Genomic DNA, 21,415 nt, shown 5'->3' with positions numbered 1-21,415 from the left:
CGTTATTCATTGCCCCACTGATTCAGGAAGTTTGCAATATCGTCAATGCGCGCTTCGTCTATCTCGGCCTGGACAGCCATCTCCCGCTGCGCCTCTTCACTGATTTCCTCATTGTTGTATAAGCGAGTGAGCAGCAGCTGGAAATAGTGTGCCAGCGGCGTACGCTCTGCCTCTTCTACCGGTTTCGCCGTTTCAGTCGCATACTCGTCGACGATGTCATAATACTTGAGCGGGATATCATGGGTCATAGCGTTGTTTCCGTCTTGTGTGCATAAAAAACGGGAACCCTCAGGCTCCCGTTGTCATTTAACCCAGCGAGTGGATTACATGTTCGCGATAATCGCGTCGCCAAACTCTGAGCATTTCAGCAGTTTAGCGCCTTCCATCAGACGTTCAAAGTCATAGGTGACGGTTTTCGCGTTAATCGCGCCTTCCATACCCTTAACGATCAGGTCTGCGGCTTCGAACCATTCCATATGACGCAGCATCATCTCTGCGGACAGAATGATAGAGCCTGGGTTGACTTTGTCCTGGCCTGCGTATTTAGGTGCAGTACCGTGAGTTGCTTCGAACAGGGCGCACTCGTCACCGATGTTCGCGCCCGGGGCGATACCGATACCACCCACTTGCGCGGCCAGCGCATCGGAGATGTAGTCACCATTCAGGTTCATACAGGCGATCACGTCATACTCAGCAGGTCGCAGCAGGATCTGTTGCAGGAACGCATCGGCAATCACATCTTTAATGATGATCTCTTTACCGGTGTTCGGGTTCTTAATTTTCTGCCATGGGCCGCCGTCGATCAGTTCACCGCCGAACTCTTCGGTCGCCAGCTGGTAGCCCCAGTCTTTGAACGCGCCTTCGGTGAACTTCATGATGTTGCCTTTGTGAACCAGGGTCACAGAGTCACGATCGTTGGTGATAGCGTATTCGATGGCGGCACGCACCAGACGCTTGGTCCCTTCTTCGGAGCATGGCTTGATGCCGATGCCGCAATGCTCAGGGAAGCGAATTTTCTTCACACCCATCTCTTCGCGCAGGAATTTAATCACTTTTTCTGCATCAGCAGAGTCCGCTTTCCATTCGATACCGGCGTAGATGTCTTCTGAGTTTTCACGGAAGATAACCATGTCGGTCAGTTCCGGGTGCTTAACCGGGCTTGGGGTGCCCTGGTAGTAACGCACCGGACGCAGACACACATACAGATCCAGTTCCTGACGCAGCGCCACGTTCAGGGAGCGAATGCCGCCGCCAACTGGCGTGGTCAGAGGGCCTTTGATAGCAACGCGATAGTCGCGGATCAGGTCCAGCGTTTCGGCTGGCAGCCAGACGTCCTGGCCATAAACTTGAGTCGATTTTTCACCGGTGTAAATTTCCATCCAGGAAATTTTACGCTCGCCTTTGTAGGCTTTCTCAACAGCGGCATCAACCACTTTCAGCATTGCCGGGGTAACGTCTACGCCGATACCGTCGCCTTCAATGAACGGGATAATCGGGTTGTGAGGAACGTTAATCTTGCCGTTTTGCAGGGTGATCTTTTTACCTTCCGCCGGAACAACTACTTTGCTTTCCATTAACCTCTCCTTCGAGCGCTTCTGGTTGTTACTGATCTTATGTTAATAAATTGTAATGAGCCTTCCGATAGTACCTGATTGTCCGACGCCATGAAAGGTCTTCGTTATTAGGCTATAATGCGGCAATTGATAACGCCTGAAAATACCATGACGAAAACTTCTTTTAGAAAACACCGGGTTGAGCGATTCAGCTCACGACAAGCCACCAGAAGAACGCCAGAACCCCAGCCAACGCGGGTCATACTGTTCAATAAACCCTACGATGTATTGCCACAGTTTACCGACGAGGCCGGGCGCAGCACGCTGAAGGACTTTATTCCCGTTCAGGGAGTGTACGCGGCGGGACGTCTGGATCGTGACAGCGAAGGGTTGCTGGTGCTCACCAATGACGGCGTGCTCCAGGCCAGGCTCACTCAGCCGGGCAAGCGTACCGGGAAAATTTACTTTGTGCAGGTTGAAGGCGAGCCGGACGACGCGTCGCTGGCAAAACTGCGTAACGGCGTAACGCTGAACGACGGTCCCACCCTGCCGGCTGGTATTGAGCGCGTGAATGAACCCGAGTGGTTGTGGCCGCGCAATCCACCGATTCGTGAGCGGAAATCCATTCCCACCAGCTGGCTTAAAATAACCCTTTATGAAGGCCGCAACCGACAGGTCAGGCGCATGACTGCGCATGTGGGCTTCCCTACCCTGCGACTCATTCGCTATGCCATGGGCAGCTACACGCTGGACTCGCTGGCAAACGGGGAATGGCGGGATGTTACCCCTAAGGAGAACTGATGTTTAAACCTCATGTTACGGTCGCCTGCGTGGTCCATGCGCAGGGGAAATTCCTGGTGGTGGAAGAGACCATCAATGGCAAAGCGCTGTGGAACCAGCCTGCCGGGCATCTTGAAGCCAATGAAACCTTACGCCAGGCGGCAGCCCGTGAGCTGTGGGAGGAGACGGGTATCCGCGCCGAACCGCAGCATTTTATCCGTATGCATCAGTGGATAGCGCCTGACCAGACGCCTTTCCTGCGCTTCTTATTCGCCGTTGAACTTAACGAAACGTGCGCCACTGAACCGCACGACGACGATATCGATCGCTGCCTGTGGGTGACTGCCGAGGAGATCCTGAACGCGCCAAACCTGCGTTCGCCGCTGGTGGCGGAAAGCATCCGCTGCTGGCAGTCTGCGGCGCGCCTGCCGCTGGATGTCATTGCAGAATTTAACTGGCCGTTTACAGAGGGTGTCAATGGTGGGGGGGCGTGATAGAATACGCCGCCTTGAAGTTCAATGTCGTGAGTATTCCATGTCAGATAACAGCCAGAAAAAAGTAATCGTCGGCATGTCCGGCGGTGTCGATTCCTCCGTTTCCGCCTACCTGTTGCAGCAACAGGGCTATAAGGTGGAGGGCCTGTTCATGAAGAACTGGGAGGAAGACGATGGCGAGGAATACTGCACTGCCGCTGCGGATCTCGCCGATGCGCAGGCCGTGTGCGATAAGCTCGGCATCGAACTGCACACCGTTAACTTTGCCGCAGAATACTGGGACAACGTTTTTGAACTCTTCCTCGAAGAGTACAAAGCGGGCCGCACGCCAAACCCGGATATCCTGTGCAACAAAGAGATCAAATTCAAAGCCTTCCTGGAATTCGCCGCGGAAGACCTGGGCGCAGACTACATTGCGACCGGCCACTACGTGCGTCGCGCGGATGTGAATGGCAAAAGCCAGCTGCTGCGCGGCCTGGACGGCAACAAAGATCAGAGCTACTTCCTCTATACGCTGAGCCACGAACAGATTGCCCAAAGTCTGTTCCCGGTCGGCGAGCTGGAAAAGCCGGAAGTGCGTAAGATTGCTGAAGATCTGGATCTGATCACCGCGAAGAAAAAAGACTCCACCGGTATTTGTTTTATCGGCGAGCGTAAATTCCGCGAGTTCCTGGGGCGCTACCTGCCTGCACAGCCGGGCAAAATCGTCACCGTTGACGGCGATGAGATTGGTCAGCACCAGGGGCTGATGTACCACACTCTCGGCCAGCGTAAAGGTCTGGGTATCGGCGGCACCAAAGAGGGCAGCGAAGATCCGTGGTACGTGGTCGACAAAGACGTCGAAAACAATATTCTGGTTGTGGCTCAGGGTCACGACCACCCGCGCCTGATGTCCGTTGGACTGATCGCGCAACAGCTGCACTGGGTCGATCGCGAGCCGCTGAAAGGCACGCTACGCTGCACAGTGAAAACGCGCTACCGCCAGACGGACATCCCTTGCACCGTAACCGCACTGGATGACGATCGCATTGACGTGCGTTTCGACGAGCCGGTTTCCGCCGTTACCCCTGGCCAGTCTGCTGTTTTCTACCGCGGCGAAATTTGCCTCGGCGGTGGGATCATTGAACAGCGCCTGCCGCTGCCTGCTGTTTAAACCGTTTGCACACATAAAGGAGACCGTGTGGCGAAGAACTATTATGACATCACCCTGGCGCTGGCGGGAATTTGCCAGTCAGCCCGTCTGGTGCAACAGCTGGCGCATCAGGGTCATTGCGACGCTGATGCCCTGCACGTTTCACTCAACAGCGTTATCGATCTTAACCCAGGCTCCACGCTGGGCGTCTTTGGCGGCAGTGAAACCAATCTTCGTCTCGGTCTTGAAACTCTGCTCGGCGTGCTCAACGCCAGCAACCGTCAGGGGTTGAACGCGGAACTGACCCGCTACACCTTAAGCCTGATGGTGCTGGAACGTAAGCTTAATGCGGCAAAAGGCGCAATGAATACCCTGGGCGACCGCATCGCCGGGCTACAGCGCCAGCTCGACCACTTTGACCTCCAGTCTGAGACCCTGCTCAGCGCGATGGCCGGTATCTACGTTGACGTGATTAGCCCGCTCGGCCCGCGTATTCAGGTCACCGGTTCGCCTGCCGTATTGCAAAGCCCACAGGTACAGGCGAAGGTACGCGCTTCGCTGCTGGCAGGCATCCGTGCCGCCGTGCTGTGGCAACAGGTCGGCGGTGGCCGCCTACAGTTAATGTTTTCTCGTCATCGCCTGACGACTCAGGCAAAACAAATTCTTGCTCATTGTTAACCTCCCGGAGTTGCGAATTATGGAATTATCCTCACTGACCGCCGTATCCCCTGTCGATGGACGCTACGGCGATAAAGTCAGCGCGCTGCGCGGGATCTTCAGCGAATATGGCCTGCTGAAGTTCCGTGTTCAGGTTGAAGTACGCTGGCTGCAAAAGCTGGCCGCCCAGACAGCAATCAAGGAAGTTCCTGCTTTTGACGCAAAGGCAAACGATTACCTTGATAAAATCGTTGCTGAGTTCAGCGAAGAAGATGCCGCGCGCATTAAAACCATCGAACGCACCACCAACCACGACGTGAAAGCGGTTGAATACTTCCTGAAAGAGAAAGTGGCAAGCGTCCCTGCCCTGCACGCGGTATCTGAATTTATTCACTTCGCCTGTACGTCTGAAGATATTAACAACCTGTCTCACGCACTGATGCTCTCTACCGCGCGGAAAGAGGTAGTACTCCCTTACTGGCGTAAAATCATTGATGCGGTGAAAGCGCTGTCCGTGGAATACCGCGACATTCCGCTGCTGTCCCGTACTCACGGCCAGCCAGCAACCCCATCCACCATGGGTAAAGAGATGGCGAACGTGGCGTACCGCATGGAACGCCAGTATCGTCAGCTGGAGCAGGTTGAGATCCTCGGCAAAATCAACGGCGCGGTGGGTAACTACAACGCCCACATCGCCGCGTACCCGGAAGTGGACTGGCACCAGTTCAGCGAAGAGTTTGTGACCTCTCTGGGGATCCAGTGGAACCCGTACACCACCCAGATTGAGCCGCACGACTACATCGCCGAGCTGTTTGACTGCATTGCGCGCTTCAACACCATCCTGATCGACTTCGATCGTGACGTATGGGGTTACATCGCCCTGAACCACTTCAAGCAGAAGACCATCGCCGGGGAAATCGGTTCGTCCACCATGCCGCACAAAGTGAACCCAATCGACTTCGAAAACTCCGAAGGTAACCTGGGTCTGGCGAATGCCGTGTTGCAGCATATGGCGAGCAAGCTGCCGGTATCCCGCTGGCAGCGCGACCTGACTGACTCCACGGTGCTGCGTAACCTGGGCGTAGGTATTGGCTACGCGCTGATCGCCTACCAGTCCACCCTGAAAGGTGTGAGCAAACTGGAAGTTAACCGCGACCGTCTGCTGGACGAGCTGGATCACAACTGGGAAGTGCTGGCGGAGCCGATTCAGACCGTGATGCGTCGTTACGGCATCGAAAAACCGTACGAGAAACTCAAAGAGCTGACCCGCGGTAAACGCGTTGATGCTGAAGGTATGAAACAGTTTATCGACGGTCTGGCGCTGCCAGAAGAAGAAAAAGCGCGCCTGAAAGAGATGACCCCGGCAAACTATATTGGCCGTGCCATCGCTATGGTTGACGAGCTGAAGTAATCGCCCTTCCCCCTTTCCACCTGGAAAGGGGGCTGCTTTACATCATCGAGCCGACATTTCACGTCACATTATCTGTTTTGCCGGGATTAGAGCCTGCCGTCAGGCTGATTGTTATTTTTTGCCGTGGGATAACTTTCCGGAATATACCGTTTTAAGCCGAACGGGCACAGTTTGAACTGGCACGGGGTTTCAGCCGTGCACGGGCGATCCATCTCCTGTCGGTTGCCTGGACACGCGTTTTTCTGTTTGAACCCCATCCAGCCTATTGATGTAAAGGGCATTGCCTGCGCTATCCATACTCTACGCCGCCGATCGTTAATCAGGATCCCCTGGTTTGAAGTGGTGATGATTTCACCTGTACGAACGTAATAATCTCCCTTTAACCACAGGATATAATTCAGGCCATACTGTGTTTCAACTTTGCAAAAGATGGTTCCGCTTTCCGGGCTCGCAATAGCCTCAACAACCTTCCATTCCATAAAATCCTCTTTACTCGCTATATTGCTGTTTTGTTGTGTAAAAATGCTGCTTTTCTGGCACATCTTATGCAAATCTAATTTCGCACCATAAAATAAGCGTAGACAAAGCCAGGCATAGTGAGAACATCCTTACAAAAAAAAGGGCAATATTTACAAAACTGGCGTGCCCGTGCTGTCCAAAAAGCGACTCGCCTTCAACAGTTCATAAACGGATGGCTGTTTTATCGGGATTGCGAAAGCTTGCGAAAACAAGTCAGTTTATATTACCCGCGCCTGCTGGGGGCGCATGAGGCTTACGTGAGTTGGGTGGGTGATATGAACCAGGCTCAGGTCAACATACTTAATAATCAGGTGCCTGGCGTCATCCCCCCTGTGTTCGGGAGCATGAAAAAATCATTTAATTTCATTGCGCTGGTGTCAACCTGAATAATCAGCGTTAAACTATTCATACCATTTATAAAGGGAGAAGTGATGATGCGCGTACTGGTTGTTGAGGATAACGCATTGCTACGTCATCACCTGAAAGTTCAACTTCAGGAGATGGGTCATCAGGTGGATGATGCTGAAGACGCAAAAGAGGCCGATTATTATCTCAATGAACACCTGCCGGACATCGCCATTGTCGATTTAGGGCTGCCGGATGAAGACGGATTGTCCCTTATCCGCCGCTGGCGTAGCCATGACGTTTCCCTGCCGGTACTGGTGCTGACTGCCCGCGAAGGCTGGCAGGACAAGGTTGAAGTCCTGAGCGCTGGCGCGGATGACTACGTGACCAAACCCTTCCATATTGAAGAAGTCGCTGCGCGTATGCAGGCGCTGCTGCGCCGCAACAGCGGGCTGGCGTCACAGGTTATCTCTCTGCCGCCGTTCCAGGTGGACCTCTCTCGCCGCGAATTTTCTATTAATGATGAAGTGATCAAGCTGACCGCATTCGAATACACCATCATGGAAACGCTGATCCGTAACAACGGTAAAGTGGTGAGCAAAGATTCCCTGATGCTTCAGCTCTATCCGGATGCCGAGCTGCGCGAAAGCCACACCATTGACGTGCTGATGGGTCGCCTGCGTAAAAAAATTCAGGCGCAGTACCCGCATGACGTGATCACCACCGTGCGTGGTCAGGGCTACCTGTTCGAATTACGCTAAATGAAAGGGATATTGCGCCACATTTTACCCCTTTCGCTGCGGGTTCGCTTTTTGCTGGCAACCGCCGCCGTCGTGCTGGTGCTGTCGCTCTCTTATGGGATGGTGGCGTTGGTCGGTTATAGCGTGAGCTTCGATAAAACCACCTTCCGCCTGCTTCGCGGCGAAAGTAACCTGTTTTATACCCTGGCGAAGTGGGAGAACAACCGAATCACCGTCGAGATGCCGGAAAACCTGAATCAGCAGAGCCCGACGCTGGCGCTGATCTATGATGAAAAAGGGAAATTGCTTTGGGCCCAGCGCGATGTCCCGTGGTTGAAAAAGCGCATCCGTCCGGAATGGCTGAAAACCAACGGTTTTCATGAAATAGAAGCCGACCTCAACTCCACCAGCAGCCTGCTGCGTGACGATCGCGCCTTACAGATTAAGCTTAATGAGATCCGGGCCGAAGATGACGACACGGAGATGACCCACTCTGTGGCCATCAACCTTTACCCCGCCACCCTGAACATGCCGCAGTTAACCATTGTGGTGATCGATACCATACCGGTTGAGCTGAAACGCTCGTATATGGTCTGGAACTGGTTTGTGTATGTTCTGGCTGCCAACCTGCTGCTGGTGATCCCTCTCCTGTGGGTTGCTGCGTGGTGGAGCCTCCGCCCGATTGAATCCCTTGCCAAAGAGGTGCGCGAGCTGGAGGAACATCACCGCGAGAAGCTAAACCCGGAGACCACGCGTGAGCTGACCAGCCTGGTGCGCAACCTCAACCGCCTGCTGAAAAGCGAACGTGAACGCTACGACAAGTATCGCACGACGCTCACCGACCTTACGCACAGCCTGAAAACCCCGCTGGCCGTGATGCAGAGTACCCTGCGTTCCATGCGCAGTTCGAAAATGAGCGTGGATGACGCCGAGCCGGTGATGCTGGAACAAATCAGCCGTATTTCACAGCAGATCGGCTATTACCTGCACCGCGCGAGCATGCGTTCCGGAAGCGCCCTGTTGAGCCGTGAACTGCACCCGGTAGCCCCGCTGCTGGATAACCTCACCTCTGCGCTAAACAAGGTGTACCAGCGTAAAGGGGTCAACATCAGTCTGGATATCTCACCGGAAATTAGCTTTGTCGGTGAGAAAAATGACTTTATGGAAGTGATGGGAAACCTGCTCGATAACGCCTGCAAATATTGTCTGGAGTTTGTCGAGGTGTCCGCGCGGGTAACGGATAACGAACTGCATATTATCGTTGAGGATGATGGTCCTGGCATTCCCCGTAATAAACGCGAAGTGGTGTTCGATCGCGGCCAGCGCGCCGATACGCTGCGGCCAGGCCAGGGCGTCGGATTATCCGTCGCCAGGGAAATCGTCGATCAGTACGAGGGCAAGATTGAAACCGGTGAAAGTTTGCTGGGCGGTGCCCGTATGGAAGTCATTTTTGGCCGCCAGCATCCCGTATCGAACGATAGTTGACCCGAAATGTGAAAAATACGCGGATCTCGCAGTCAGGGGGCGGTGCTTCCGTTATAATCCGTCTCAGTAAGAGCCTGCGGAATACAAAAATATGGATTATCAATTAACGCTTAACTGGCCCGAATTTATTGAACGTTACTGGCAAAAACGCCCGGTCGTTCTTAAACGCGGGATCAGCAATTTTATCGACCCTATTTCTCCTGACGAACTCGCTGGTCTGGCGATGGAAAACGAGGTAGACAGCCGTCTGGTGAGCCACCAGGACGGGAAATGGCAGGTCAGCCACGGTCCCTTTGAAAGCTACGATCACCTGGGCGAAAACAACTGGTCTTTACTGGTGCAGGCGGTCAACAACTGGCACGAACCCACCGCAGCCTTAATGCGTCCCTTCCGCGCCCTGCCAGACTGGCGAATGGACGATCTGATGATCTCCTTCTCCGTTCCCGGTGGCGGCGTGGGTCCGCATCTGGATCAGTACGACGTGTTTATCATTCAGGGTACCGGGCGCCGTCGCTGGCGCGTGGGCGAAAAAGTGCCAATGAAGCAGCACTGCCCGCACCCGGATCTGCTTCAGGTTGATCCGTTTGAAGGGATCATTGATGAAGAGCTGGAGCCAGGTGACATTCTCTATATCCCACCGGGCTTCCCGCATGAAGGTTATTCCCTGGAAAACTCGCTGAACTATTCGGTTGGTTTCCGCGCGCCAAGCGGGCGCGAGATGATCAGCGGATTTGCTGACTATGTTTTACAGCGTGAGCTGGGCAGCTACCGTTACAGCGATCCGGACGTTCCGGCGCGTGAGCACCCGGCGGATATTCTGCCAGAGGAGCTGGATAAGCTGCGCGGGATGATGCTGGATCTGATCAACGAACCGGAGCACTTCAGACAGTGGTTTGGCGAGTTTATCAGCCAGTCGCGTCACGAACTGGACGTCGCACCGCCAGAGCCGCCGTATCAGGCAGATGAAATTTATGATGCGCTCCAGCAGGGCGATAAGCTGGTTCGTCTGGGCGGATTACGCGTACTGCGCATTGGCGAAGAGGTATTCGTCAACGGCGAGCGCCTGGACTCTCCGCATCGCCCGGCGCTGGAAGCGATTGCCAGCCATATGGTGCTGACTGCGGATACCTTTGGCGACGCACTGGACGATCCCTCCTTCCTCGCCATGCTGGCCGCGCTGGTGAACAGCGGGTACTGGTTTTTTGAGGACTGAGCCATGATGTTTGCCGGGTGGCGGCTACGCCTTACCCGGCCTACATATTGCACCCGTAGGCCCGGTAAGCGAAGCGCCACCGGGCTTTGTTTTACTTCCGCTCCCCCGCCGCAAAATCCTCAATCTCACCCGCCCAGTCTGCCGGATATACCCCTTCCCGCACGTCCCGATGAAACGTTGAATATGGCCAGTCGACGACTTTCCCGACATAGCCATGCTTCAGCGGATTGATGTAGATGTAATCCATATGCCGCCGATAATCCTGCTCATTGCGAATAGTGTGCTCCCAGAAACGCGGTTGCCAGACGTGGCGCATTTCAATGTTGCGGCTAAACGTTTTTTTGATGTCGCGCCAGCGCGCTGAAAAGTCACTGTCCCCTTCCGGCAGGGTCCAGATACAGTGCATATGTTCAGGCAGGATAACCCAGGCGTTAATGGTAAAGGGCTTCGCACGCTTAACCGTGGCGGTAGCGGAACGCAGGCTGTCGATGTGGCGAGTAAGTAAATCGCTCTGGCGGTTTTGCAGATTGACGGTGAAAAACCAGGTCCCACCGGGGATGTAGTGGCGGCGGTAGTTTGACATTGGCACTCCTTGCCCATTGCCCGGTGGCGCTGCGCTTACCGGGCCTACGATCGAAATGTAGGCCCGGTAAGGCGTAGCCGCCACCCGGCATAAAACATTACCGCTTCGCGGTTAACTCCGCTATCCGCACGATCACCTGCACCGCTTTCTCCATCCCTTCCAGCGTCACGAACTCATGCTTGCCGTGGTAGTTATATCCACCGGTAAACAGGTTCGGGCACGGCAGGCCCATAAACGACAGCTGTGAACCATCGGTACCGCCACGGATCGGTTTCATCACCGGCTCGATGTCACAATCGCGCATCGCCTGCTGGGCGATATCAAGAATATGCGGATGCTCCATCACCTTATCGCGCATATTGTAATAGCTGTCTTCGATGATGAGTTCAATATAGCAATCCGGATGCAGCCCCTTGCCGACCTTTTTCGCGATCTCCATCATCTTACGTTTGCGCGCTTCAAAGGCTTTGCGGTCGAAATCGCGGACAATATAGTGCATCTGCGCGCTGTCCACGGTCCCCTTGATGCTGGTCAGATGATAAAAACCCTCATACCCTTCCGTCATCTCCGGGCTCTCTTCGGCGGGCACTTCCGCATGAATACGCGCAGCCAGCGACAGCGCATTCACCATCACCCCTTTCGCAGACCCCGGGTGCACGTTATTCCCGACGATTTTGATCGTTACCGATGCCGCGTTAAAGTTTTCATACTCCAGTTCACCCACGCCGCCACCGTCGACGGTGTAGGCCCACTGCGCGTTAAACGCCTCAACGTCAAAGTGTTTTGCGCCTTTTCCAACCTCTTCATCCGGCGTGAAGGCCACGCGGATATCGCCATGTGGGATATTTTTGCCCTTCAGCACCGCCAGCGCCGTCATGATCTCGGCGATGCCCGCTTTGTCATCGGCCCCCAGCAAGGTTTTGCCGTCAGTGGTGATTAACGTCTGCCCCAGCAGCTGATGCAGTACCGGGAACATCACCGGCGACAGCACTTCGTCGCCAATGCCCAGCGCAATATCACCGCCGCGGTAGTTTTCAACAATCTGCGGGTTTACGTGTTTACCGCTAAAATCAGGTGAGGTATCGACATGAGAAATAAAGCCAATTGCCGGGATATCGCCGTCAATATTCGCCGGCAGCGTTCCCATCACGGTCCCTTTTTCGCTGAGCGTGACATCAACCAGCCCCATGGCCTCCAGCTGCTCTTTCAGCAGATTTAGCAGCTTCCACTGGCCTTCGGTGCTTGGCACCTGTCGGACCCCCGGCTTAGATTGGGTATCCAGCGAAACGTAATGTAAGAAACGCTCAAGTAGTTTATCCATGCAGTCACCCTCACTTTTTGTGACAACATTATCATTAAGCAGCAAAACGCAAATATTGCGTCAGGTCACTTTTATCCCGCAAACGAGAACTTTTTACGTTTATATCGTTGTGCGTTAATAAATGTAGCTTATGAATAAGTGAGAAGGATTGGCGATTCAATGGGTTTGCCGTAGAATGTCCGCCCTCATTACGAGTCACCAAGGTGGTTACACACAAACCCCGCTTCAGTCTGCTGCCTGAGGCGTCTATATGGGACAGCGCGAAAATTGAATACACAACCCCGTTCCCTTTCACCGCTGGTGCAACTGGAACGAATTCGTAAAAGTTTCGATGGCAAAGATGTCATTTCCGACCTTAATCTGACCATCAATGACGGTGAGTTTCTCACGCTGCTCGGCCCCTCCGGCTGCGGCAAAACCACCGTCCTGCGCCTTATCGCCGGGCTGGAAAGCGTCGATAACGGCCATATCCATCTTGAGAACCAGGACATAACCCAGGTTCCAGCCGAAGATCGCCACGTCAATACCGTCTTTCAGAGCTATGCCCTGTTCCCGCACATGACCGTGTTTGAGAACGTGGCGTTTGGCCTGAGGATGCAAAAAACACCGACCAGCGAGATCCCGCCCCGCGTCACCGAAGCCCTGCGCATGGTGCAGCTGGAAGAGTTTGCCCAGCGCAAGCCGCATCAACTTTCCGGCGGTCAGCAGCAGCGTGTGGCCATTGCCCGCGCCGTGGTCAACAAACCTCGCCTGCTCCTGCTGGATGAATCCCTTTCCGCGCTGGACTACAAGCTGCGCAAGCAGATGCAGAACGAGCTGAAAGCGCTTCAGCGTAAGCTCGGCATCACGTTCGTGTTTGTCACGCACGATCAGGAAGAAGCCCTGACCATGTCAGACCGTATCGTGGTGATGCGCGACGGCAAGATTGAGCAGGATGGCACCCCGCGTGAAATTTACGAAGAGCCGAAAAACCTGTTCGTCGCCAGCTTTATTGGCGAAATCAATATCTTTAACGCCACGGTGATCGAGCGTCTGGACGAGCAGCGCGTTCGCGCGAACGTGGAAGGCCGCGAATGCAATATTACCGTCAACTTTGCCGTCGAGAAGGGGCAAAAGCTCAACGTCCTGCTGCGCCCGGAAGATCTCCGCGTTGATGAGATCCACGACACGGCTGACGTCGAAGGTCTGATCGGTTACGTTCGCGAACGCAACTACAAAGGGATGACCCTCGAATCCGTTGTGGAACTGGAAAACGGCAAAATGGTGATGGTCAGCGAGTTCTTTAACGAGGACGATCCGGACTTCGACCACTCGCTGGATCAGAAAATGGTCATCAACTGGGTAGAAAGCTGGGAGGTTGTACTGGCTGATGAAGAACACAAGTAAGTTCCAGAATGTGGTGATTGCCACGATCGTCGGTTGGCTTGTGTTGTTTGTCTTTCTACCCAACCTGATGATCATCGTGACCAGCTTCCTGACCCGCGACGACGCGAACTTCGTCGCGATAGTCTTTACGCTGGACAACTACGCGCGCCTGCTCGATCCGCTCTATTTTGACGTGCTGCTGCACTCGCTCAATATGGCGCTGATTGCTACCCTCGCCTGTCTGGTGCTGGGGTATCCATTCGCCTGGTTCCTGGCCCGCCTGCCGCAAAAAGTACGGCCGCTGCTGCTGTTTTTACTGATTGTACCCTTCTGGACCAACTCGTTAATCCGCATCTACGGGCTGAAAATCTTCCTCAGCACCAAAGGTTATCTGAACGAGTTTCTGCTGTGGCTGGGGGTGATCGAGACGCCGATCCGCATCATGTTCACCCCGGGCGCGGTGATTGTCGGCCTGGTCTATATCCTGCTGCCGTTTATGGTGATGCCGCTCTACTCCAGCATTGAAAAGCTCGATAAACCGCTGCTGGAAGCGGCGAAAGACCTGGGCGCCAGTAAGTTACAAACCTTTGTCCGCATCATTATTCCGCTGACCATGCCGGGTATTATCGCCGGCTGTCTGCTGGTCATGCTGCCTGCGATGGGCCTGTTCTACGTATCGGACCTGATGGGCGGGGCGAAAAACCTGCTGATCGGTAACGTGATTAAGAGCCAGTTCCTGAATATCCGCGACTGGCCGTTCGGCTCGGCCACCAGCATAACGCTGACGGTGGTGATGGGGCTGATGCTGCTGGTTTACTGGCGTGCATCACGCCTGCTGAATAAGAAGGTGGAGCTGGAATGATCGGTCGACTGCTTCGCGGCGGTTTTATGACCGCCATTTATGCGTATCTCTATATTCCGATAATCATTTTGATCGTGAACTCCTTTAACAGCTCACGCTTCGGGATCAACTGGCAAGGGTTTACCACCAAATGGTATGGCCTGCTGATGAACAATGACAGCCTGCTACAGGCCGCTCAGCACTCGCTGACGATGGCGGTATTTTCTGCCACCTTCGCGACGCTGATTGGCTCACTGACCGCCGTGGCGCTGTACCGCTACCGTTTTCGCGGTAAGCCGTTCGTCAGTGGCATGCTGTTTGTGGTGATGATGTCCCCGGATATCGTGATGGCCATTTCACTGCTGGTGCTGTTTATGCTGCTGGGCGTCCAGCTCGGTTTCTGGTCGCTGCTGTTCTCGCATATCACCTTCTGTCTGCCGTTTGTGGTGGTAACCGTCTACGCGCGTCTGAAAGGGTTCGACGTACGCATGCTGGAAGCGGCGAAAGATCTGGGTGCGAGCGAGATGACCATTCTGCGCAAAATCATTCTGCCGCTGGCGATGCCCGCCGTGGCAGCAGGATGGCTGCTCAGCTTTACCCTGTCGATGGACGACGTGGTCGTGTCCTCCTTCGTCACCGGGCCGAGCTATGAAATTCTGCCGTTGAAGATCTACTCAATGGTTAAAGTCGGTGTTTCACCCGAAGTGAACGCGCTGGCGACTATTCTGTTGGTGTTATCGCTGGTTCTGGTAATTGCCAGCCAGGTTATTGCTCGTGATAAAACAAAATCTCAGGGGACACAGAAATGAAAAAAATGCTTGCCGCTGCGGCACTGGTGCTCGGAATGGGCGCCGCGCATGCTGATGACAGCAAAACGCTCTATTTCTACAACTGGACCGAGTATGTGCCGCCGGGCCTGCTGGAGCAGTTCACCAAAGAGACGGGCATCAAGGTGATCTATTCGACCTACGAGTCGAATGAAACCATGTACGCCAAGCTCAAAACCTATAAAGATGGCGCGTATGACCTGGTGGTGCCGTCGACCTATTTCGTCGACAAGATGCGCAAAGAAGGCATGATCCAGAAGATCGACAAAACGAAGCTAACCAATTTTTCAAACCTCGATCCTGAGATGCTAAACAAGCCGTTCGACCCGAACAACGACTACTCCATTCCGTACATCTGGGGCGCGACGGCAATTGGCGTCAACAGCGATGCCATTGATCCAAAAACGGTTTCATCCTGGGCTGACCTGTGGAAGCCGGAATACAAAAGCAGCCTGCTGTTAACCGACGATGCGCGCGAAGTGTTCCAGGTTGCGCTGCGTAAACTCGGCTATTCCGGTAACACCACCGATCCGAAAGAGATCGAAGCGGCGTATAACGAACTGAAAAAGCTGATGCCAAACGTGGCGGCGTTCAACTCGGATAACCCGGCTAACCCGTATATGGAAGGTGAAGTGAATCTGGGTATGGTCTGGAACGGCTCTGCGTTTGTGGCGCGTCAGGCCGGGACGCCGCTGGAGGTGGTCTGGCCGAAGGAGGGCGGCATCTTCTGGATGGACAGCCTCGCGATCCCGGCGAATGCGAAAAACGTCGAGGGCGCCCTGAAGCTGATCAATTTCCTGCTGCGCCCGGATGTGGCAAAAGAGGTGGCGGAAACCATCGGCTACCCGACGCCAAACCTGGCCGCGCGGAAGCTGTTAAGCCCTGAAGTGGCAAATGATAAATCGCTTTATCCGGACGCTGAAACCATCAGCAAAGGGGAATGGCAGAACGACGTCGGTGACGCGAGCCGCCTGTATGAAGAGTATTATCAGAAGCTAAAAGCAGGCCGTTAATGCACAACGGGCGACGCAATGTCGCCCGTTACTCTTACAGCCCCTTCAGGAGTTTATCCACAAAGGCTGGCACCACCTCGCTCGCCAGACCGTAATGTTTCTCTTCAAACTCGCTCCCGACCTGGCTTGGCTCCAGATTAAGCTCCACCGTATGGGCACCTTGCAGTCGCGCTTCGTGAACAAATCCTGCCGCCGGATAGACATGTCCTGAGGTACCAATGGCGATAAAGACGTCCGCCATAGCCAGGGCGCTGTAGATCTCATCCATTCCCAGCGGCATTTCGCCAAACCAGACCACATGCGGACGCAGACGCGAAGGGAACTGACAGCAGTGGCAGCGGTCTTCGTCCAGCACGTCCTCTTTCCAGTCCAGCACCTGACCACTCCATGCGCACCGCACCTTGAGCAGTTCGCCGTGCATGTGAATGATGTTGTGGTTTCCGGCCCTTTCGTGAAGATTGTCGATGTTCTGCGTGACCAGCAGAAAACGATCCCCCAGCGCTTCCTCCAGCTTTGCCAGCGCCAGGTGCGCCGCATTCGGCGCAATCTCCGGCTGCTGAAGCTGGCGACGGCGGGCGTTGTAGAACGCCTGCACCAGCGCCGGGTCGCGGGCGAAACCTTCCGGCGTCGCCACATCTTCAACTCGGTGTTCTTCCCACAGTCCGTCCGCCGCGCGGAAGGTCTGAATACCGGATTCGGCGGAGATCCCCGCCCCGGTCAACACCACCACTCTGGGTTTATCCATCGCTTCTGGCATCATCCTGTCTCTGAAAAAGATCCGCTGACGCAGGCGTTCACGTAAGCGGCGTTTATTTTTGCGAAAACGGCTGAGTCGACCCTGGCGACGCGACAGCATAATAACCTCGTAAACTAATCGGTGAGATGAAGGAATGCGGCTCCGCGCATGCCTCCTGCGTCCCCGTGTCGCGCACGCTCAATGCGCGGCACGCGGGCGACCGGCAATAAATGTCGGGGCAGACGCCCGGACAACTGTTCCGTAATCGCAGTGAAATTTGACAGCCCTCCCCCGATCACCAGCAGATCCGGATCGACGATGGTCAGGATATTCCCCAGGCACACGGCCAGCAGGTCGAGATAGCGTTCAACGTGCTCTCGCGCCTGCGCATCCCCTTGTTCCCACAGGGTAATGATTTGGGGGGCGTCATGTTTCTGATGATAGAAGTGTTCATAAAGCCATGCAAACCCACGGCCTGAAAGGTAACTCTCAATACAGCCGTGCTGACCACAACCGCAGCGGATCAACGGGAAATCACGTCCGACAACATCCAGCGCATCCACCGGCAGACGGATATGACCAAATTCGCCGGTAATGTAGCTGCGCCCGGTAATGGGCTTACCGTTAATGACTATCCCGCCCCCCACGCCGGTTCCGAGGATCAGCCCCATCACCAGCGGATAGCGACGAAACTCGTCGTCCCAGGCCTCTGAGAGAGCAAAACAGTTGGCATCGTTGTCTAAGCGCACGTCGCGCTCAAGGAGAGCAGAGAGATCGGCACGCAGCGGTTTGCCGCTGGCGGCAGGAACGTTGGCGGCATACAGCGTGCCATCGTCGGTTTCGGGCATACCCGGAATACCAATGCCGACGCTGCCTTTGACGCCAAAGCGTTCATCCGCTTGCGCCACCAGCGCGGCAATGGCGGTTAAAAATTCATCGTAGCTTTCGCGCGGCGTGGGTACGCGGGTTTCCCATTGTAGCTTAAGGTCTTTATCGAACACGCCGAGCGCAATCTTGGTGCCGCCAATATCAAATCCGTAATACATGATGCATTCCTCTGTTTGATTCAGCGGCCAAAAGACCGCTAAACCATGACGAAATTACTGGCCACTTAATACCCTCGCCGGATCAATTCGGCTTGCGCGACGCGCCGGATACCAGCTTGCCAGCAGACTCAGTAAAAGTGCTGTAACCAGCACATAAATAACGTCCAGCCAGTGCAGTTCAGACGGCAGGAAGTCAATAAAATAGATATCGCCTGACAGGAACTGATGGCCAATAAGCGCTTCAATCCCGTTGATAATCGGCGTCAGCTGAAGGGAAACCACCACGCCGATCGCCACGCCGCAGAGGCTGCCAAACAGCCCCGCCAGCAAACCGTACCAGACGAAGATGGCGCGAATAAGACCGTCTTTCGCCCCTAAGGTACGCAGCACGGCGATGTCGCCGCTCTTATCCTTAACGGCCATGACCAGCGTCGAGACGATATTAAAACACGCCACCCCAATCACCAGCACCATCGCCAGATACATAATCGCGCGGATCATCTGGATATCACGGTACATATACCCGTAAGTGCCGATCCAGCTTTTGATGTAGACATAGTTATTGGTCACGCTGCCAGCGTCACGCACCAGTTTATTGGCGTTGAAGACGTCGTTAACCTTAATGGCAATGCCCGTCACGCTGTCGCTCATATCCAGATACTGGCGCGCATCTTCCAGCGGCACCATCGCGAAGCTGTGATCGAGCTGGCCGCTCAGTTGCAAAATACCGGTGACGTGCAGACGTACGCGCTTAGGCTGCTGCAATTTGTGATCAGCGCTGGCGTTCGGGATCATGATCGAGACCCAGTCGCCCTGCTTCACCTTCAGCGCATCGGCAACGCCTTTGCCCATGATGATCTGCTGCTCGCCAGCCTTAAAGTTTGCCCATGCGCCATTTTGCACATAGCGCGGCAGCGCGCTCAGACGCTCTTCCTGACGAGGATTTACCCCTTTCACCTGAATGGCGCGCAGGTTTACTCCGCTCTCTACCAGCCCGGTAAAGTTGATGTAAGGTGCAGCCGCCGCAATGCCGGGCACCTTTTCCACTTTGTTAAGGGCATCACGCCAGCTGGACCACGGCTGGTTAACCGGCTCGATTTCACCGTGGGGGACAACGGCCAGAATGCGGTTATTCAGTTCACGCTCAAAGCCGTTCATGGCGCTTAAGCCCACGATCAACACCGCCACGCCCAGGGCGATACCGATGGTGGAGATCACGGAGATAAGGGATACCATCCCGCTCCGGCGGCGTCCGCGGCTAAAGCGTAACCCGATGAGTAACGATAACGGTGAAGCCATTACTCCGCTCCCATCAGCGTCAGTTCAGCATTCAGACGACCGTCGCGCATTTCCAGCTGACGCCCCATCCGCTTAGCCAGTTGTAAATCGTGGGTGACCACCAGAAACGCGGTTCCCTGCGCGGCGTTCAGTTCGCCGAGAAGCTGGAAAATGCTGTCTGCGTTACGCGCATCGAGGTTACCTGTCGGTTCATCCGCCAGCACCAGGCGCGGGTTGTTGACCAGCGCACGGGCGATGGCCACACGCTGACGCTCACCGCCGGAAAGCTCAGACGGACGGTGATTCCCGCGATGACCCAGCCCTACCGCTTTTAGCATGTCGCTGGCGCGGGCATTAATTTCCGCGGGTTTCTTTTTACCAATCAGCAGCGGCATAGCGACGTTTTCCAGCGCCGTAAAGTCCGGCAGCAGATGGTGGAACTGATAGATAAAGCCCAGCTCGCGGTTACGCAGCTCGGCTTTCGCCGTAGACGACATTTTACTCAGCGGCTGCCCGGAGAAGATCACATCGCCTTCGGTTGGCGTGTCCAGCCCGCCAAGCAGGTGCAGCAACGTACTTTTACCGGAGCCAGAGCTACCGACAATCGCCATCATCTCGCCTTCGCCCACGCTAAAACTCACATTGTGCAACACGTCGGTCTGCACAGTGCCTTCCTGATAGCGTTTGGACAGGTTGTCGCACTGCAACAGGATCTTATTCATAACGTAAAGCCTCAGCGGGTTGAGTGGCGGCAGCCCGCCAGGAAGGATAAAGCGTAGAAAGCAGCGCAATGGCCATCGCGGCCAGCGCAATACCGACCACCTGGAGCGGCTCGATTGCCACCGGCAGCGCCGCGCCATCAAGCAGCGCGCCGATAATCGGCATGAGATTGTTGAGCTGGCTGGCGAGCAGCGCCCCCAGCGCCGCGCCGAGCAGCGCGCCGATGATGCCAGCGCTGGCGCCCTGGACCATAAATACCGCCATGATCTGGCGCGGAGTCAGCCCCTGAGTTTGCAGAATGGCGACTTCGCCTTGCTTCTCCATCACCATCAGCCCGAGCGAGGTGATGATATTAAACGCGGCAACGGCCACGATCAGGCTCAGCAGCAGCCCCATCATGTTTTTCTCCATGCGCACGGCCTGGAACAGTTCGCCCTTCCGGTCGCGCCAGTCCTGCCATTTCGTCCCTTCCGGTAGCGTCTGCTGGCTAAGGGTATCCACCTTCAGCGGCGCATCAAGCCACAGACGCCAGCCGGTGATATTTCCCGCCGGGTAGCGCATCAGACGCGAGGCGTCCTGAATGTTAACCAGCATCTGGTAACCATCAACTTCGCTGTTCGCCGCAAACGTGCCAATCACGTTGAACAGGCGCTGGCTTGGCAGACGCCCCATCGGCGTAAACTGACTGGCTGACGGCACCATCACGCGCAGCTGATCGCCACGGTTGACCCCGAGCTGCCCGGCAAGCTGCTCGCCGAGGATGACGTTGTATTTACCCGCTTCCAGGTCGGTTTGTTTCACATTGACCAGGAACGGCGTCAGCGGATCTTTTTGCGCCGGATCGATACCCAGCATCACCCCGACCGCCACGCTACGGGCGCTTTGCAGCACCACATCGCCCGTCGTGAGCGGCGCAACGCGCGTGACACCCTGTAACTTCACCGCGCTTTCCGGCAGCTGTTGCGGATTAACGGAACCCTGAGTGGAAGAGAGAACGGCCTGCGGCATCAGCCCCAGGATATTGTTTTGCAGCTCGCGCTCGAAGCCGTTCATGACGGAAAGCACCGTCACCAGTGCCATCACGCCAAGCGTAATGCCAATAGTCGAAAGCCAGGAGACAAAGCGACCGAAGCGGTCCGCGGCGCGCCCACGCATGTAACGTAAGCCTATAAAGAGTGCGACAGGTTGATACATGAAATCCGTCTGTTTGCTGATAGCAGACCCACGAGTATATAAGCGAATCCGCTAAGCGTAAATGACTGAAACCGTAAGATTCGGTAATCATTTTTCCGAAAAATTCAGATAAATCATCATGCTACTGACTGAACTTCCGCCAGACAGCCTCCACCTTTTCCG

The 21,415-nt window shown here is 55.2% G+C and carries 22 protein-coding genes; 12 read left to right on the top strand and 10 right to left on the bottom strand.

The window, feature by feature from the left end; translation table 11 throughout:
- Nucleotides 1–2: 2 nt before the first annotated feature.
- Together FZF21_RS08635 and icd are read right to left on the bottom strand one after the other, a co-directional pair.
- Entirely contained in the window at nt 3–248 is a 246-nt protein-coding gene (locus FZF21_RS08635) for a YmjA family protein (protein WP_022650806.1), read from the bottom strand.
- Between the two features lie 75 nt (nt 249–323).
- Entirely contained in the window at nt 324–1,574 is a 1,251-nt protein-coding gene (gene icd, locus FZF21_RS08630; RefSeq protein ID WP_003857898.1) for an NADP-dependent isocitrate dehydrogenase, read from the bottom strand.
- A gap of 117 nt (nt 1,575–1,691) precedes the next feature.
- Between icd and rluE the strand changes: the two genes are divergently transcribed.
- From rluE to purB, 5 genes are read left to right on the top strand one after another with little or no spacing between them, the layout of a single operon-like run.
- On the top strand, nt 1,692–2,354 hold the full coding sequence (rluE, locus tag FZF21_RS08625) for a 23S rRNA pseudouridine(2457) synthase RluE (protein ID WP_017693618.1): 663 nt from the start codon (nt 1,692–1,694) through the stop codon (nt 2,352–2,354).
- Complete coding sequence (locus tag FZF21_RS08620) at nt 2,354–2,827, top strand: NUDIX hydrolase (protein WP_032619915.1); 474 nt, start codon at nt 2,354–2,356, stop codon at nt 2,825–2,827. The genes rluE and FZF21_RS08620 overlap by 1 nt, the downstream gene beginning before the upstream one ends.
- Nucleotides 2,828–2,867: 40 nt before the next feature.
- Nucleotides 2,868–3,980, top strand: coding sequence for a tRNA 2-thiouridine(34) synthase MnmA (gene mnmA / locus FZF21_RS08615; protein WP_032667904.1), 1,113 nt, complete (start codon nt 2,868–2,870; stop codon nt 3,978–3,980).
- Nucleotides 3,981–4,007: 27 nt separating this feature from the next.
- Nucleotides 4,008–4,637: a high frequency lysogenization protein HflD gene (gene hflD / locus FZF21_RS08610; RefSeq protein WP_006809213.1), complete on the top strand. Its 630-nt coding sequence runs from the start codon at nt 4,008–4,010 to the stop codon at nt 4,635–4,637.
- A gap of 19 nt (nt 4,638–4,656) precedes the next feature.
- Nucleotides 4,657–6,027 (top strand): adenylosuccinate lyase, encoded by a 1,371-nt coding sequence (gene purB / locus FZF21_RS08605; RefSeq protein WP_017693620.1) that lies wholly within the window; start codon nt 4,657–4,659, stop codon nt 6,025–6,027.
- An 86-nt stretch (nt 6,028–6,113) separates the two neighbouring features.
- Here the strand turns inward: purB and FZF21_RS08600 are convergent, their stop codons facing one another.
- A complete protein-coding gene (locus tag FZF21_RS08600; protein ID WP_167497061.1) occupies nt 6,114–6,506 on the bottom strand; it encodes a hypothetical protein in 393 nt (130 codons plus the stop codon).
- Nucleotides 6,507–6,980: 474 nt separating this feature from the next.
- On the opposite strand from FZF21_RS08600, the gene phoP reads away from it, so the two are divergent.
- The 3 genes from phoP (at nt 6,981) to FZF21_RS08580 (ending at nt 10,329) form a co-directional block, all read left to right on the top strand.
- Nucleotides 6,981–7,652 (top strand): two-component system response regulator PhoP, encoded by a 672-nt coding sequence (gene phoP, locus FZF21_RS08590; protein ID WP_026094318.1) that lies wholly within the window; start codon nt 6,981–6,983, stop codon nt 7,650–7,652.
- The gene (gene phoQ / locus FZF21_RS08585) at nt 7,653–9,116 is read left to right on the top strand and encodes a two-component system sensor histidine kinase PhoQ (protein WP_015570801.1); all 1,464 of its coding nucleotides are present in this window, start codon (nt 7,653–7,655) and stop codon (nt 9,114–9,116) included.
- A 91-nt stretch (nt 9,117–9,207) separates the two neighbouring features.
- Complete coding sequence (locus FZF21_RS08580; RefSeq protein ID WP_017384706.1) at nt 9,208–10,329, top strand: cupin domain-containing protein; 1,122 nt, start codon at nt 9,208–9,210, stop codon at nt 10,327–10,329.
- A 91-nt stretch (nt 10,330–10,420) separates the two neighbouring features.
- Here the strand turns inward: FZF21_RS08580 and FZF21_RS08575 are convergent, their stop codons facing one another.
- Both FZF21_RS08575 and pepT read right to left on the bottom strand, forming a co-directional pair.
- On the bottom strand, nt 10,421–10,912 hold the full coding sequence (locus FZF21_RS08575) for a transposase (protein WP_047737704.1): 492 nt from the start codon (nt 10,910–10,912) through the stop codon (nt 10,421–10,423).
- Nucleotides 10,913–11,009: 97 nt separating this feature from the next.
- Nucleotides 11,010–12,233: a peptidase T gene (gene pepT / locus FZF21_RS08570; protein WP_006809220.1), complete on the bottom strand. Its 1,224-nt coding sequence runs from the start codon at nt 12,231–12,233 to the stop codon at nt 11,010–11,012.
- Between the two features lie 237 nt (nt 12,234–12,470).
- Between pepT and potA the strand changes: the two genes are divergently transcribed.
- From potA to potD, 4 genes are read left to right on the top strand one after another with little or no spacing between them, the layout of a single operon-like run.
- Nucleotides 12,471–13,619: a spermidine/putrescine ABC transporter ATP-binding protein PotA gene (gene potA, locus FZF21_RS08565; RefSeq protein ID WP_180240388.1), complete on the top strand. Its 1,149-nt coding sequence runs from the start codon at nt 12,471–12,473 to the stop codon at nt 13,617–13,619.
- Nucleotides 13,603–14,460, top strand: a complete 858-nt coding sequence (gene potB / locus FZF21_RS08560) for a spermidine/putrescine ABC transporter permease PotB (protein WP_047737711.1) — start codon at nt 13,603–13,605, stop codon at nt 14,458–14,460. The genes potA and potB overlap by 17 nt, the downstream gene beginning before the upstream one ends.
- The gene (potC, locus tag FZF21_RS08555; protein ID WP_015570805.1) at nt 14,457–15,248 is read left to right on the top strand and encodes a spermidine/putrescine ABC transporter permease PotC; all 792 of its coding nucleotides are present in this window, start codon (nt 14,457–14,459) and stop codon (nt 15,246–15,248) included. The genes potB and potC overlap by 4 nt, the downstream gene beginning before the upstream one ends.
- Complete coding sequence (gene potD / locus FZF21_RS08550; protein ID WP_015570806.1) at nt 15,245–16,279, top strand: spermidine/putrescine ABC transporter substrate-binding protein PotD; 1,035 nt, start codon at nt 15,245–15,247, stop codon at nt 16,277–16,279. The genes potC and potD overlap by 4 nt, the downstream gene beginning before the upstream one ends.
- Nucleotides 16,280–16,313: 34 nt before the next feature.
- On the opposite strand, the gene cobB is transcribed toward potD, so the two are convergent.
- The 5 genes from cobB to lolC are packed head-to-tail and all read right to left on the bottom strand — an operon-like array spanning nt 16,314 to nt 21,253.
- Nucleotides 16,314–17,135, bottom strand: a complete 822-nt coding sequence (gene cobB / locus FZF21_RS08545) for a Sir2 family NAD+-dependent deacetylase (protein ID WP_006809226.1) — start codon at nt 17,133–17,135, stop codon at nt 16,314–16,316.
- A 14-nt stretch (nt 17,136–17,149) separates the two neighbouring features.
- Complete coding sequence (nagK, locus tag FZF21_RS08540) at nt 17,150–18,061, bottom strand: N-acetylglucosamine kinase (RefSeq protein ID WP_032670943.1); 912 nt, start codon at nt 18,059–18,061, stop codon at nt 17,150–17,152.
- 54 nt (nt 18,062–18,115) lie between these two features.
- Nucleotides 18,116–19,360 (bottom strand): lipoprotein-releasing ABC transporter permease subunit LolE, encoded by a 1,245-nt coding sequence (gene lolE / locus FZF21_RS08535; protein ID WP_017384711.1) that lies wholly within the window; start codon nt 19,358–19,360, stop codon nt 18,116–18,118.
- Complete coding sequence (lolD, locus tag FZF21_RS08530; protein ID WP_015570809.1) at nt 19,360–20,061, bottom strand: lipoprotein-releasing ABC transporter ATP-binding protein LolD; 702 nt, start codon at nt 20,059–20,061, stop codon at nt 19,360–19,362. The genes lolE and lolD overlap by 1 nt, the downstream gene beginning before the upstream one ends.
- Entirely contained in the window at nt 20,054–21,253 is a 1,200-nt protein-coding gene (gene lolC / locus FZF21_RS08525; protein WP_017384712.1) for a lipoprotein-releasing ABC transporter permease subunit LolC, read from the bottom strand. Before lolC ends, lolD begins: the two co-directional genes overlap by 8 nt.
- Nucleotides 21,254–21,415 lie beyond the last annotated feature (162 nt).

Origin of the sequence: Enterobacter sp. LU1 (genome assembly GCF_008271405.2) — a bacterium.
GTDB classification, from domain to species: domain Bacteria; phylum Pseudomonadota; class Gammaproteobacteria; order Enterobacterales; family Enterobacteriaceae; genus Enterobacter; species Enterobacter hormaechei_C.
Note: the sequence above shows the minus strand (reverse complement) of the source record. Positions and strands in the feature narration are given on the sequence as shown.